The 13504-nt window shown below is 64.6% G+C and carries 15 protein-coding genes and 1 riboswitch; of the genes, 7 read left to right on the top strand and 8 right to left on the bottom strand.

Annotated elements, in window-relative coordinates:
• Window positions 1-10 precede the first annotated feature (10 nt).
• The 3 genes from EJ074_RS21160 to EJ074_RS21150 all read right to left on the bottom strand — a co-directional run bounded on the left by EJ074_RS21160 (window position 11) and on the right by EJ074_RS21150 (window position 1811).
• Window positions 11-382 carry a response regulator gene (locus tag EJ074_RS21160; protein ID WP_095804924.1) on the bottom strand — a complete coding sequence of 124 codons (372 nt, stop codon included), beginning with the start codon at window positions 380-382 and terminating at the stop codon, window positions 11-13.
• A gap of 157 nt (window positions 383-539) precedes the next feature.
• Window positions 540-1082 (bottom strand): hypoxanthine phosphoribosyltransferase, encoded by a 543-nt coding sequence (gene hpt / locus EJ074_RS21155; RefSeq protein ID WP_095804505.1) that lies wholly within the window; start codon window positions 1080-1082, stop codon window positions 540-542.
• Between the two features lie 90 nt (window positions 1083-1172).
• On the bottom strand, window positions 1173-1811 hold the full coding sequence (locus tag EJ074_RS21150; RefSeq protein ID WP_095804506.1) for a hypothetical protein: 639 nt from the start codon (window positions 1809-1811) through the stop codon (window positions 1173-1175).
• A 181-nt stretch (window positions 1812-1992) separates the two neighbouring features.
• Between EJ074_RS21150 and ftsE the strand changes: the two genes are divergently transcribed.
• The 4 genes from ftsE to EJ074_RS21130 all read left to right on the top strand — a co-directional run bounded on the left by ftsE (window position 1993) and on the right by EJ074_RS21130 (window position 5421).
• Window positions 1993-2652 (top strand): cell division ATP-binding protein FtsE, encoded by a 660-nt coding sequence (gene ftsE / locus EJ074_RS21145; protein WP_095804507.1) that lies wholly within the window; start codon window positions 1993-1995, stop codon window positions 2650-2652.
• Window positions 2645-3634: an ABC transporter permease gene (locus EJ074_RS21140; RefSeq protein WP_095804508.1), complete on the top strand. Its 990-nt coding sequence runs from the start codon at window positions 2645-2647 to the stop codon at window positions 3632-3634. Before ftsE ends, EJ074_RS21140 begins: the two co-directional genes overlap by 8 nt.
• A 77-nt stretch (window positions 3635-3711) precedes the next feature.
• On the top strand, window positions 3712-4461 hold the full coding sequence (locus EJ074_RS21135) for a YdcF family protein (RefSeq protein ID WP_129553714.1): 750 nt from the start codon (window positions 3712-3714) through the stop codon (window positions 4459-4461).
• Window positions 4462-4626: 165 nt separating this feature from the next.
• Window positions 4627-5421, top strand: coding sequence for a 1-acyl-sn-glycerol-3-phosphate acyltransferase (locus EJ074_RS21130; protein ID WP_095804510.1), 795 nt, complete (start codon window positions 4627-4629; stop codon window positions 5419-5421).
• 6 nt (window positions 5422-5427) lie between these two features.
• Here EJ074_RS21130 and EJ074_RS21125 read toward each other — a convergent pair whose 3' ends face one another.
• The 3 genes from EJ074_RS21125 to EJ074_RS21115 form a co-directional block, all read right to left on the bottom strand.
• On the bottom strand, window positions 5428-6048 hold the full coding sequence (locus EJ074_RS21125) for a LysE family translocator (RefSeq protein WP_095804511.1): 621 nt from the start codon (window positions 6046-6048) through the stop codon (window positions 5428-5430).
• 114 nt (window positions 6049-6162) lie between these two features.
• Entirely contained in the window at window positions 6163-7110 is a 948-nt protein-coding gene (locus tag EJ074_RS21120; RefSeq protein ID WP_095804512.1) for an aldo/keto reductase, read from the bottom strand.
• A gap of 225 nt (window positions 7111-7335) precedes the next feature.
• Window positions 7336-7872: a gamma-glutamylcyclotransferase gene (locus EJ074_RS21115; protein WP_095804925.1), complete on the bottom strand. Its 537-nt coding sequence runs from the start codon at window positions 7870-7872 to the stop codon at window positions 7336-7338.
• Between the two features lie 123 nt (window positions 7873-7995).
• On the opposite strand from EJ074_RS21115, the gene EJ074_RS21110 reads away from it, so the two are divergent.
• Both EJ074_RS21110 and EJ074_RS21105 read left to right on the top strand, forming a co-directional pair.
• Window positions 7996-8994, top strand: a complete 999-nt coding sequence (locus EJ074_RS21110; protein WP_095804513.1) for a DUF2125 domain-containing protein — start codon at window positions 7996-7998, stop codon at window positions 8992-8994.
• Window positions 8995-9002: 8 nt separating this feature from the next.
• On the top strand, window positions 9003-9929 hold the full coding sequence (locus EJ074_RS21105; RefSeq protein WP_129553713.1) for a sugar kinase: 927 nt from the start codon (window positions 9003-9005) through the stop codon (window positions 9927-9929).
• A gap of 15 nt (window positions 9930-9944) precedes the next feature.
• Here the strand turns inward: EJ074_RS21105 and EJ074_RS21100 are convergent, their stop codons facing one another.
• Entirely contained in the window at window positions 9945-10883 is a 939-nt protein-coding gene (locus EJ074_RS21100) for a prephenate/arogenate dehydrogenase family protein (protein ID WP_176478325.1), read from the bottom strand.
• Between the two features lie 5 nt (window positions 10884-10888).
• Window positions 10889-11992, bottom strand: a complete 1104-nt coding sequence (gene hisC, locus EJ074_RS21095; protein ID WP_165349989.1) for a histidinol-phosphate transaminase — start codon at window positions 11990-11992, stop codon at window positions 10889-10891.
• A 152-nt stretch (window positions 11993-12144) separates the two neighbouring features.
• Window positions 12145-12222: riboswitch (SAM riboswitch) on the top strand.
• Window positions 12223-12318: 96 nt separating this feature from the next.
• On the opposite strand from hisC, the gene EJ074_RS21090 reads away from it, so the two are divergent.
• A complete protein-coding gene (locus tag EJ074_RS21090; protein WP_095804517.1) occupies window positions 12319-13488 on the top strand; it encodes a homoserine O-acetyltransferase in 1170 nt (389 codons plus the stop codon).
• Window positions 13489-13504 lie beyond the last annotated feature (16 nt).

The raw sequence follows: 13504 nt of genomic DNA, 5'->3' as shown, positions 1-13504 counted from the left end.
CGCTTTAAGCTCAGGCGAAGCAACTCAACGCGCGTCCGACGCGGGCGCGGATCTCGGCAAGCGTGAACGGCTTCTGCATGACGTCGAGAATGATGCCGTTCAACTCCTCGGCCCGCTCGCGCTGGTCGGCATAGCCGGTCATCAGCATGATCTTCATCGCCGGGAACTGTCTTGCCGCCGCGGTCGCCATCTCGATGCCGTCCATCTCCGGCATGCGGATGTCCGAAACCACGAGATCATAACCGCCTCGCTCTGCCTCGATCAGCGCCAGTCCCTGTGCGCCGTCGGCGGCGACGGCGACGTTGTGCCCGTCGCGCTCCAGCGCGCGGGCGGCGAGGGTGCGGACGGACTCATCGTCCTCGACGATCAGAAGCTTTGCCATGGCGAGATACATGGCGGCGAAACGTTGACGTTTCCTGAACCGGAAAGCGCGCCCGCAAGAAATCCAGTGAGCCTTCGGATCCGACGCTCAAGGCTATGTTGAGGTACAGGTCAGGCCGGGTCGCAGTCCTGACGACATCCTGAATATCGACATTCCCTCAGGCGTCACCTTTCACCACTCCTACAAAAGGCAACTCGCGAAAGGCGTGCGCGACATCCATGCCGTAGCCGACGACGAAATAGTCGGGGCAGTCGAAGCCGACATAGTCGGCGTTGAGCGTGGTCTGTCGGCGCATCCGCTTGTCGAGCAGAACCGCGATGGCGCAGCTTTTGGCGCCGCGCGACAGCATGAGGTCGCGGGTGAAGGAAAGCGTCTTGCCGGATTCCAGTATGTCGTCGATCAGAAGCACGTCACGGCCGGCGACCTGATTGTCGATGTCGCGCAGCACCCTGACCTCGCCGCTGGTGGTGCCGGCGCCATAGCTGGAAATGAAGATGAACTCGACTTCCGGCGACAGGCCGACATCGTGCATGGCGCGGATGAGATCGGCGGCAAAGACGAACGAGCCCTTCAGGATCGAGATCACCAGAAGGTCATGATAGTCGCGGCCGGCGATCTCCTTGGCGAGCTCGAGATTGCGTCGTGCGATCGCCGACGCCGAAAACAGGACCTCGATGTCCTTGCCGCGCACAACAGGCATCAACTACCTTCCAAAGAAATCGCCCGAAGCAATTCGCCCAGGCGTGTCGAGATTCAGGTCAGGCCGGCCTCGCCTGAATATCAATACGCCTCAGCCGGCAAAGGTGACCGATACGGCCCTCACGCCGTTTCTAGGCACATCGAGGCGGCTCGAAAAGCCGAATCTTTCGCCGGGTGCCAGCGACCGATCGGATGTCCCCAGCCGGTAGCGGGTAATGCTGCTGTCATTGCCGGTGACCCGGATCTCGAGCGGCGGCAAGGATGCGGCCTGCATCCCGTCATTGGCGGCCTCGCCGTCGACGAACAGCACCGGCCTCGACCCCGAATCGTCGATCCGCGACGTCACGCCGGAGATGGTCAGCGCGCTTGCCGGCTGCGGGCTGGCCCAGAACGGGCTCTGCCGGACCAGCGCGTGTCCGCCCGACACCCAGAACGCGGCCAAGGCCATGCCGACACCGGCGATCCAAAAGATCGGGCCGCCACGCGAAGCCGCTCTTGCCGGCGCGATCTCGGGTTTGCGCAGCATGTCCATGCCTTCGATCGAAGGCGTGGCCGGCAGTGGCGGCGAAGCCACCGGTTCAGAACGGCCTGTAAAACGAGGCAGCACCACATAGTCGGCATCGACGATATCGGCCGGCGCATCGAACATGGCGCGCTCCAGCACGGCATCTGCGGCCGTGCCGGTCATGATTTCGCCGGAAACAGGGCGCGCGGTTCGATCGTCAGCCATTACGGCCCCAGTGCAATCTTCGTTTGTTTTGCGTAAACGGAATTGGTTAACGCTTCCCCACCGGAAATGCTGTGAAACGTCGAAAATGCGTTAGAATTAACTCACCATTAACCATGCCGGCCGATGGTCTGGACAGACAAAAGGCTGGCAAAGCGCCGCCGCGAGTTTCAGGTCGCCGAACGTGATCCGCTTCGAAAATGTCGGCCTCCGCTATGGCATGGGTCCGGAGATTCTCCGCGACATTTCCCTGCACATACCGGAGCGCTCCTTCCAGTTCTTGAGCGGTCCCTCTGGCGCCGGCAAGACCACCTTGCTGCGCCTTCTGTTCATGTCCTTGAAGCCGACGCGCGGGCTCATCACCATTTTCGGCAAGGATCGCTCGCGCATCTCGCGCAGCGAGTTGCCGCTTCTGCGCCGCCGCATCGGCGTGGTGTTCCAGGATTTCCGCCTGCTCGACCACATGACCACCTATGAGAACGTGGCCCTGCCCCTGCGCGTGCGCGGGCGCGAGGAAGCGAGCTACCGGACCGATGTCACCGAGCTCCTGAAATGGGTCGGCCTCGGCGACCGAATGCACGTGCTGCCGCCGGTGCTGTCCGGCGGCGAGAAGCAGCGCGCCGCGATCGCGCGCGCGCTGATCGAGCAGCCGGAGATACTGCTTGCCGACGAGCCGACCGGCAATGTCGATCCGCCGCTGGCGCGCCGGCTGCTGCGGCTCTTCATCGAGCTCAACCGCCTGGGCACTGCCGTGGTGATCGCCACCCACGATCTCGGCCTGATGGAACAGGTCGACGCGCGCCGCATGATTCTCGCCGGCGGAAGGCTGGACATCTATGACTGACCTTCCGGCTGAGCGGTTGCATGACGACGATGCCGAAGACAGGGCGCCCGCTCAGCGCGTCCAGCGCCGCATGGCGCCGATCGTGCCGGCGCACAACATCGCCGGCCGGGCGCTGGTGCTGGTCATCGCCATCATGACCTTCCTGTCCTGCCTGACCTTCGGCGCGGTGACGCTGGTGCGCGACACCGCTTCGGTGTGGGAGAACCAGATCTCGCGCGAGGCGACGATCCAGATCAAACCCGCCGACGGCCTCGACATGGAAGCGGCCCTTGCGCAAGCCTCCCAGATCGCCAGCGAGTTTCCAGGCGTGAAGGGCACCAAGATCATCGACCGCGACGCCACGGCGCGCCTGCTGGAGCCGTGGCTTGGCACCGGCCTCAACATCGATGAATTGCCGGTGCCGCGCCTCATCATAGTCACCATCGACGAGGCCAATCCGCCTGACTTTGCCGCCATGCGCGAAGCGATCACGCCGAAGTTTCCAAGCGCCGCGCTCGACGATCATCGCACCTGGGTCGACCGGCTGGTTGCCATGGCCCATACCACGGTGACGATCGGCATTGCCGTCCTGGCGCTGATGCTCTCGGCGACGGTGCTGACGGTGGTTTTCGCCACGCGTGGCGCCATGGCCGGCAACGGCCACATCATCGAGGTGCTGCATTTCGTCGGCGCCGAGGCGCGCTTCATAGCCCGCGAGTTCCGCTGGCATTTCCTGGTCACCGGCATGAAGGGCGCTGCTGCCGGCGGCGCGGCCGCCATCGTCGTCTTCATCGTCTTTTCCTGGTGGTCGTCGCGCAACATGGCAACGCCCGAGGCCGACCAGGCGACTGCGCTGTTCGGCAATTTTGCGATCGGCTCCGCCGGCTATCTGGGTGTCGGCCTGATGGTGCTGGTGATCGGCGCTCTGACGGCCGCGACGTCGCACGCGACCGTCGTCGCCTATCTCAGCGATATCGAGGTCCGCCAGCCCGACGGAGGATAATCACGCATGCGCCGATTCCGTAACGTAATGTGCGCCTTACCGGCTATCAAAGGCGGCATTTCAGGATTAGATTCAGGATGATGAACGCGCGGGACTCGACCGGGACGGCTGGACGGATGCCGGTGGTGCTGGCAAGCGCTGTCGTGCTCGCCAAAACCGGTCGCCTGAGGCTGGCGCTTCGAATCCTCGGTTTCTCGATGCTTGCCGTGCTGGCCCTGTTTGCCGGCGGCTTCGGCTGGTTTGCCGACAAAGTCAGCCACATGACGACGCCGCTCAATCCGGCGAAGGCCGACGCGATCATCGTGCTTACCGGCGGCCAGTCACGTCTGGACGCCGCGATGGAACTGTTGGCCACCGGCAAGGGCGAGAGGCTGCTGATCAGTGGCGTCCACCCCTCGGCCAGCCGCCGCCAGCTGCAAGCAGCCATGGGCGGCGACAAGCAACTGTTCTCCTGCTGCGTCGACATCGACCGCGCTGCGCTCGACACGATCGGCAATGCCAAGGAAAGCGCCAAATGGGTGGAGAGCCACGCCTATGGCAGCGTCATCCTCGTCACCAACAACTATCATATGCCGCGCAGCCTGCTCGAAATGGGCCGGCTGCTGCATGGCGCAAGGCTCGAGCCCTATCCCGTCGTCAACACCAATCTCGGCAATGGCGGCTGGCTGACCAAGCCGGAAGCGCTGCGCGTGCTGCTGACCGAATACAGCAAATATGTGTTGGCACTTGCGCGCGGCATCCTGCCCCTGCGGCCCTCCGCGGAAGGCATCACGCTCGCCGAAGCCTCGGTGGCCAAGGACGAGAAGCCCGGCCCCATCATCCCGTAGCGGAGATGCCGCGGACGGCGGAGGCCGTGGTGAAATTGCGCGCCTTTTCGCAATTTCGCCTGAAGGAGCGGCTGGCACGGCCGCCATGACGGCGGGCGCCCGCCCTTTCCTTTTTGCCCGCGCTTGGTGTAACGACACACACTTTCACACCGGGCCCCTTCCCGCATGCTCTATGTCCGCTCGCTGGCGTTCAATTTCGCCTTCTATCTCAGCCTGATCGTCCAGATGATCTTCTGGACGCCCTACTATTTCCTGTCGCCGCGCCACCGCGCCTGGTTCGTGCCGAAATTCTGGTCGCGCACCTCGATGTGGCTCTATGACAAGATCGCCGGCACCAGGAGTGAGATCACGGGGTTGGAATACCTGCCCGAAGGGTCCTTCATCCTGGCACCGAAGCACCAGTCGTTCTGGGACGCGATCGCCTTCTTTCCCTATCTCAACGATCCGCTCTACATCCTGAAGCGGGAGCTGACCTGGATTCCCTTTTTCGGCTGGTACATCATGAAGATGCGCATGATCCCGGTCGATCGCGGCAGCCGCTCGAAAGCGCTGAAGGCGGTGGTGGCCGCGACCAGGCAGGAGATGAACCGCAATCCCCGCCAGTTGATCATCTATCCCGAGGGCACACGCCGGGCGCCCGGCGACGAGCCGGCCTACAAATACGGCATCGTCGAACTCTACACCCAACTGGGGGTCCCGGTGGTGCCCGTCGCCCATGTCGCCGGCCTCTATTGGCCGCGCCGCAAGTTTCTACGCTTCCCCGGCACCATCAAGGCACGTTTCCTGGCGCCGATCCCGCCCGGCCTCGAGAAGGAGGAGTTCATGCGGCGGCTGATCGGCGAGACGGAAGCCGCCTGCGACGAGTTGCTGGTCGAAGCTGCGGGCACCGCCAACCCGCCGCCCATGCCGCCGACGGCGCAGAAGCGGCTGGCCGAGCTCGGTGCTGGCAAAGCAGCATAGGCCTGCTCAGGGCAGTGCCGCCGAGGCGGTCGTCAGCACCAGCGTTGCCGCGAAGACCAGGTTGATCGCCCGCGACGCCAGCGGATCGCGCAGCAAACGCGCGAAAACCGTTCCGGCGAGAAGCCAGAGCACATGGATGGCCACGATCATTGCCGCGAGCACCAGCAGCCTGGCCGGAAGACCGAGCACGTCTGTTTGCGACGCAACGCCGGCGAGCACGGCACCAATCGCCACATAGGCCTTCGGATTGGCGACGGCGAGCACGAAGCCGCCCAGAAAGCTGGGACGGGCTGCGGTAGTTCCGCGTTCGGTCAGCGGCGGGGCCGTTGCGATCTTGAAGGCGAGATAGAGGATGTAGCCGGCTGAAGCGACCGCCAGCATCGGGGCCAGCCTAGGTGTCGAGGCGAGCATGCCGAATATGCCGGCGGCGACGACGACAAGCACCGCGATCGTTCCAAGCACGACGCCCGAAGTGTAACGCAGCGACGGTCGCAGGCCAAAGGCGGCGCCGATGGCCGTGACGCTGATCGTCGCCGGACCGGGGCTTCCCATGACGACGGCCGCCGCGATGACCAGCGCCAGCACCTGCTGCCAGCGCTGCGCCTCAGACAGAACATCTCCGGACATGCCGAACCCCGTTTCCTCGCGTGATGCGAGAGGAAATTATCGCGAGCGATCCGCGGGGTCTTGGACGATCGTGCGCGATTCCCGGCGGGCCTCGCACACCTGTCTTGAGTGACGCTACGCGCTGGCTTGGTCGAGCGCGCCTATGTCTTCGGCGGAAAGCTCCAGCGATGCCGCGCGAATAAGACTGTCCATCTGCGCCAATGTCGTGGCGCTGGCGATGGGCGCGGTGATTCCCGGCCGCGCCATCACCCAGGCGAGCGCGACCTCGGCCTGCCTGGCCGCGTGGCGCTCGGCCACCGCGTCGAGCGCGGAAAGGATGCGCATGCCGCGTGGATTGAGGTAATCCCTGACGCCGCCGCCACGCGTGCTTTTGCCGAGGTCGGCCTCGCTGCGGTACTTGCCGCTCAGAAATCCCTTCGCGAGACCATAGTAGCTGATGACGCCGATGTCTTCGGCCAGGCAGAGATCGCGCAGCGGACCGTCGAAGGATGAGCGGTCGTAAAGATTATAGGCCGGCTGCAGCACCTCGTAGCGCGGCAGGTCGCGCAGGCTTGCGACGTTGAGTGCCGCGCGCAGTTGCGCCGCATCGAGATTGGAGCAGCCGGCATAGCGGATCTTGCCCTTCTCGAGCAGGCGCTGATAGGCGCCGAGTGTTTCCTCGTAAGGCGTGGCCGGATCCGGCCAATGCGACAGATAAAGATCGATGACATCGGTCTGCAGCCGTTTCAGCGACGCCTCGACCGCCTTCTCGATGTAGGCGGCGGAGAGGTCCTTCTTGCCCTGCCCCATATCGGAGCCGACCTTGGTGATGACGACGATCCTGTCGCGGTTGCCGCGGCGCTTCATCCAGTTGCCGATGATGGTCTCCGATTCGCCGCCCTTGTTGCCGGGGACCCAGCGCGAATAGGCATCGGCGGTGTCGACGGCGTTGAAGCCGGCCTCGGCAAAGCGGTCGAGCAGGTCGAAGGAGGTCTTTTCGTCGGCGGTCCAGCCGAATACGTTGCCGCCCAGAACCAGGGGCGCGATGGAAAGGTCGGTGCGACCGAGACGGCGTTTCTGCAAAACTGATCTCCGTGACGACTGTGAAGCCTGGAAGGCGTGCGGGTTGCCGCTAAGCTAGGTCTCGCTCTCGGGAGGTCAAAGGCATGGTTTTGCTTTTTGATCGGACCAGAGCAATTCCAGCAAAATGTGTAAGGTTAGGCTCGGCGGGTTCGCCGTAGCCTTGCGTCCGGGATTGCGTGAAAACAAAGAGATGGAGCGTTGGAGGCGATCTGCCGGAAATGCGCTTCACGAAGGCGCGACCCGTCGCCCCACCTCCTCGAGCCAATGGTCGCGTATCCCCAATGCCTTGAGATGCTCGAGCGTGCTGAGCACATAGTCCTCGTTGCGGCCCGATTGACCGACGGCGCCGCGAACGACCGCTGCCGCATGGCTGGCGTCGAGACCGCCGGCATATTGCACATGGGCGCGGTCGACGACATAGGCGACCGCCTCGACGGTTCCACCCGCACCCGTGCCATCCTTGTCGAGCCTGACGTCGAGCTTGCGTTCGAGGTAGACGCTGGTTACGAGCTCGCGCTCGCGCAGATAGGCCAGCGCCTCATCGCGCAGATCGCCCGGCACGCGGAAGGCGAGGCCCACGCAGGAGCCGCCACGATCGAGGCCGAGCACCAGTCCCGGCCGTTCGCGTGTGCCGCGGTGCACGAAGGAATAGACGCACAGCGAACGGCGATAGCCGTGGAGACGGGCGCGCCGCGTTTCCACATGGGCGAATCCTGGCCGCCAAATCAGCGATCCGTAGCCAAAAACCCAAAAATCGCCCATATCGCCAAGCCTGATCGATTCGAATGAAGCCATCGCAACGGTAGGTGTTCTTTCTGTCCCCACCTTGTTGTGCGTAGGACAACCAGCCTGCTCGCTGCATGAGGGGTTAACGAGAGCCGCAGCATGACGTCAAGTGACGAGCGATCGCCGAACCATCGCCGCCGGCTGCTCTGGTTTGCCGGAGCCATCGTGGTTCTGTTCGCGCTCTACAGCGCCGGCTGGTTCTACCTCGCCGACCGGGTCAAGACCGAGGCGGAGAGTGCCGTGGTCGAGCTTGGGGATAAAGGCATCAAGGCCGATTGCGCCAATCTCACGGTCAGCGGCTACCCGATGACCTTTGCCGTCTCCTGCGACAGCCTAGCCTATCAGGACGACGCCAAAAACATCGCCGCCTCCACCGGCACCTTCAATGCGGTCGCGCAGATCACCCAGCCTTTGTCGCCGGTCGCCGACGTCAGGGGTCCGCTGCGGACCTCGGCGCCGGGCATGACACCGTTGTGGATCGACTGGGAGAAGCTGCGCGCCACGGTCAAACTATCCTGGCCGTTGCCCCGGCGCGTGTCGCTGCAGGCGGAAGGATTGTCGGGCCAGACCGACCCGGCCGACGACTCCGATCCGGCCGAACTGTTCTACGCGGCAAAGGCGGTCGGACAGTTGGAACCAAATGGCCCGGATGTCACCTATGCCGGCAGCTTCAGCGATCTCGAAATCGATGCCGACGCCATCGGCGGACGCGTGCTGCCGGCCCTCGACGGCAGCGGCGAGGCGACACTGAAAAACGGCGTCGCGCTGATCGCGACCCCGCCGAAGAGCCTGCGCGGCCAGGCGGTCGACGTCAGCAAGCTCGATCTGTCGTCGGGAACGGCGCGCGTGACGGTGTCCGGTCCGCTCTCGGTCGACGCCGACGGCCTGATCGATGCCGATCTGACGATCAAGCTGAAGGATCCAAAGGCGGTGGCGGGCATCCTTGGCGGCGCCGTTCCCGAGCACAAAAACGAGATCGAGCAAGGTTTTGCCGGCCTGGCGATGCTCGGCAACGAACCGTCCATGCCGCTCAAGATCGTCAAGGGCAAGGCCTCGCTAGGGTTCATCCCACTGGGCAAGATCAAGCCGGTTGATTGAGGGCTGCGATGCCGCGATCCGTCAGACTTCTCAGCGTCGGCGCGTTCACCCTCGATACGATCCTGCGCGTCGAGACGCTTCCCGTGCACCAGGGCAAGTTCATCGCCGGCGACGGTGTCCAGATCGCCTCGGGCATGGCGACGAGCGCTGCCTGCGCGGCGCAGCGCCTCGGTGCCAGCGTGTCCCTTTGGGCGAGCGCGGGCGACGACGCGGTTGGCGACCGGATGGTTGCCGAGATCGCGGCCGAGGGAGTCGACTGCAGCCTGATCCGCCGCGTTGCCGGCGCCCGCTCGGCGCTGGCCGCGATCCTGGTCGATGCCCATGGCGAACGCATTATCGTGCCGTTCTACGACAGGCAGGCGCAGGCCGATCCCGAGACTTTGCCGCTTGCCGATCTTTCTGCCTTCGACGCCGTGCTGGTGGATGTGCGTTGGCCGGGTGCCGCGGCGCTGGCCCTCAAGGCAGCGCGGGATGCGGGCCGCCCGGCGATCCTCGATGCCGACACCGCGCCGGTCGAGGTTCTGGAGCAATTGCTGCCTTTGGCCTCGCACATCGTTGCCTCGGAGCCGGCGGCGCGCATTGTCTGCGGCCACGCGCTCGACCCCGAAAGCGCCTGCGCCGATCTCGCCTCGCGCACCGACGCCTTTGTCGCGGTCACCGCAGGCGCTGCCGGAACCTGGTGGCACGACCGCGAAAGCGGCAGCGTGCGCCACGTCGAGGCGCCGAAGGTCAAGGCGGTGGACACGCTCGGTGCCGGCGACGTCTTTCACGGCGCCTTCGCCGTTGGACTTGCCGAAGCAATGCCGCCTGAACAGGCACTGCGCTTTGCGAGCGCCGCCGCCGCGCTCAAATGCCTGCGCTTCGGCGGCCGGCTCGGCGCACCGGACAGGACCGAGACATTGGCAATGATGGCGGCGCACTGGCCGGCATCCTGACAGGCGCGAAGACTTTCAGGGCTTGGAAGCGGGATGCTCCACCACCTGGCGGCCGAAATCCGGCACGTCGATGTCTTGGCCGGCCTCGATGATCGAGCGGCGGATGGCACGCGTGCGCGTGAAGAGGTCAAACAGCTTCTCGCCGTCGCCCCAGCGGATCGCCCGCTGCAGCGAGGCGAGATCCTCGGAGAACCGCGCCAGCATTTCCAGGATCGCATCCTTGTTGTGCAGGCAGACGTCGCGCCACATGGTCGGGTCCGACGCCGCCAGGCGGGTGAAATCGCGAAAACCCGAAGCGGAGTATTTGATAACTTCCGTCTTGGTCACAGATTCAAGATCGTCGGCGGTGCCGACGATGTTGTAGGCGATGATGTGCGGCAGGTGCGAGACGATGGCCAAAGTCATGTCGTGATGCTGCGGGTCCATCGTGTCGATGTTGGAGCCGCAGCGCCGCCAGAACTCTGACAGCTTCTCCAGCGCTTCCGGATCGGTGTCCGGCAGCGGCGTGAAGATGCACCAACGGTTGTCGAAGAGATCGGCGAACCCGGCATCCGGACCGGATTTTTCGGTGCCCGCCAGCGGATGGCCAGGGATGAAGTGCACGCCTGCCGGCACATACGGCTGCATCTGGGCGATGACCGAGGCCTTGGTCGAGCCGACATCGGTCAGGATAGCGCCCTTCTTCAGCGCCGGCGCGATTTCGGCCGCAACCTCGCCCGAGGATCCGACCGGCACCGAGACGATGACAAGATCGGCATCGCGCACCACTTCGCTGGCGTCGGTCGAGTAGGAATCGCCTAGACTCAGCTCTTCGGCCCGCTTGAGCGTCGATCGGCTTCGCGTCGCTATGGCGATGTGGCGGGCCAACCCCTCCCGGCGGACGACGCGGGCAAGTGACGAGCCGATCAGGCCGATGCCGACCAGTGCGATCTTTTCGAACATCGGTGCTGCCATGTGCTCTAGCTTTTCAGGAAACTCGTCAACGCATCGACGACGCCGCGATTGGCTTCCTCGGTGCCGATGCTCATGCGCAGCGCGTTGGGGAAGCCGTAGCCGGTGACGCGGCGCAAGATGTAGCCGCGCTGGCTGAGATAGTCGTCGGCGGCGGCAGCCGAATGCTTCTTGTCGTCGGGGAAGTGGATCAGCACGAAATTGCCGACGCTGGGCGTGATGCGCAGCCCGAGCCCCGTCACCTGCTCGCTCACCCAGGCAAGCCATTTCTCGTTATGCGTCACGCTGCGCTCGACATGGGCGCGGTCGCTTATCGCCGCGATGCCGGCCTCGATCGCGGTGGCATTGACGTTGAATGGGCCGCGCACCCGGTTGATCGCGTCGACGATATGCGCCGGGCCGTACATCCAGCCAATGCGCGCGCCGCCGAGCCCGAGCTTGGAGAAGGTGCGGGTCATCACCACGTTGTCGGAGCTGCCGGCCAGTTCGACGCCGGCTTCGTAATCGTTGCGCCGCACATATTCGGCATAGGCCGCGTCGAGCACCAGAAGCACGTTTTTCGGCAGGCCGGCATGCAGCCGGCGCACTTCCTGGAACGGCACGTAGGTGCCGGTCGGGTTGTTCGGATTGGCAAGGAACACGATCCGGGTCGCCGGCGTCACCGCCGCGAGCATCGCATCGACATCGGCGCGCTCGTCGGTTTCCTTGACCGCTACCGGCTTGGCGCCGGCAGCCTGGATATAGATCTTGTAGACCATGAAGGCGTGTTCGGTGAAAACCGCCTCGTCTCCGGGCGCGAGATAGGTCTGCGCCAACAGGCCCAGGATCTCGTCCGAGCCGTTGGAGCAGATGATGTTCGCCGGGTTGAGGCCATGCACTTCGGCGATGGCCTCGCGCAGTCGGCGCGCCGTGCCGTCGGGATAGACGTCGAGCTTCGCCGCCACCTGTCGCGCAGCCTCGATCGCCTTCGGCGATGGACCGAGCGGGTTCTCGTTCGAGGACAGCTTATAGACCTTCGTCACGCCGGCTGGCGCCGTGCTCTTTCCCGGCACGTAGGCTTCGATGTCCATGATGCCCGCGCGGGGCGTCGGACGTGGCTGATCCTGCTTCATTGTCACAAATCCGTCGAAAGGCCTCTGTCCACAGGCCGCAGCGGAAATACAGGCCGTGGCCCGGAATGTCGAGGGCCGGCGCTTGCGTGGACCGGGCTGGATCCAAGATGCCGAATGTTGACGAAGCGCGGCGCTGGCCCTAGAAGAGCAGCCAGACTTCCCGTGGTGATTTGGCCGGTCGGCTTGCAGCCACGTTAAACAATTCGCTAAAGGGCCGTTTGCAACCTGTAACCGGCTTTGCGAAGGCAGGCCGGTTTTTTGTTGTCCGCTGCCGGCCGGACACTGCATCGGAAGAGATGCCGACGCGGGAACAATTGAGGGATGCAATGGCCGCTCAGCGCGCTGCAAGGACCAACAATGAGGTCGAGAACCCATCGAGCCCGGTGTTGCGCTTCGGCGCCGACAAGCCGCTGAAGCTCGATGCCGGCACGTTGCTGTCGCCCTTCCAGATCGCCTACCAGACCTATGGCACCCTCAACGAAGCCCGCTCCAACGCCATCCTCGTCTGCCACGCGCTGACCGGCGACCATCACGTCGCCAGCACCAATCCGGTCACCGGCAAGCCGGGCTGGTGGGAGGTGCTGATCGGCCCCGGCAAGATCATCGACACCAACCGCTTTTTCGTCATCTGCTCCAACGTCCTCGGCGGCTGCCTGGGCTCGACCGGTCCCGCATCGATGAATCCGGCAACGGGCAAGCCTTACGGGCTCGACCTGCCGATCATCACCATCCGCGACATGGTGCGCGCGCAACTGATGCTGGTCGACCATTTCGGCATCGAGAAACTGTTTTGCGTGCTTGGCGGCTCGATGGGCGGCATGCAGGTGTTGCAATGGGCAGCGAGCTATCCGGAGCGAGTCTTCGCGGCGCTGCCGATCGCGACGGGCGCCCGCCATTCCTCGCAGAACATCGCCTTCCACGAGGTCGGACGGCAGGCCGTCATGGCCGACCCCGACTGGCACGGGGGGAAATATTTCGATTTCGGCAAGCGGCCGGAAAAAGGCTTGGCTGTGGCGCGCATGGCCGCCCACATCACCTATCTGTCGGAGGCGGCCCTCCACCGCAAGTTCGGCCGCAACCTGCAGGACCGCGACGCGCTCACCTTCGGTTTCGATGCCGACTTCCAGATCGAAAGCTATCTGCGCCACCAGGGCATGACGTTCGTCGATCGCTTCGATGCCAATACCTATCTCTATCTGACCCGCGCGATGGATTATTTCGACCTCGTCGCCGACCATGGCGGGCGCCTCGCCGATGCCTTCGCCGGCACCAAGACGCGCTTCTGCCTGGTGTCATTCACCTCCGACTGGCTGTTCCCGACGGAGGAAAGCCGCTCGATCGTGCATGCGCTCAACGCGGCGGGCGCCTCCGTTTCGTTCGTCGAGATCGAGACCGATCGCGGCCACGACGCATTCCTCCTGGACGAGCCGGAGATGTTCGCCGCCATCAACGGCTTCATTGGCTCGGCCGCCCGCGCCCGGGGGCTCAACCTATGAGCAGTTCGCAATCCCC

The sequence above is a fragment of the Mesorhizobium sp. M3A.F.Ca.ET.080.04.2.1 genome (assembly GCF_003952525.1).
Classification (GTDB): Bacteria; Pseudomonadota; Alphaproteobacteria; order Rhizobiales; family Rhizobiaceae; genus Mesorhizobium.
Note: the sequence above shows the minus strand (reverse complement) of the source record. Positions and strands in the feature narration are given on the sequence as shown.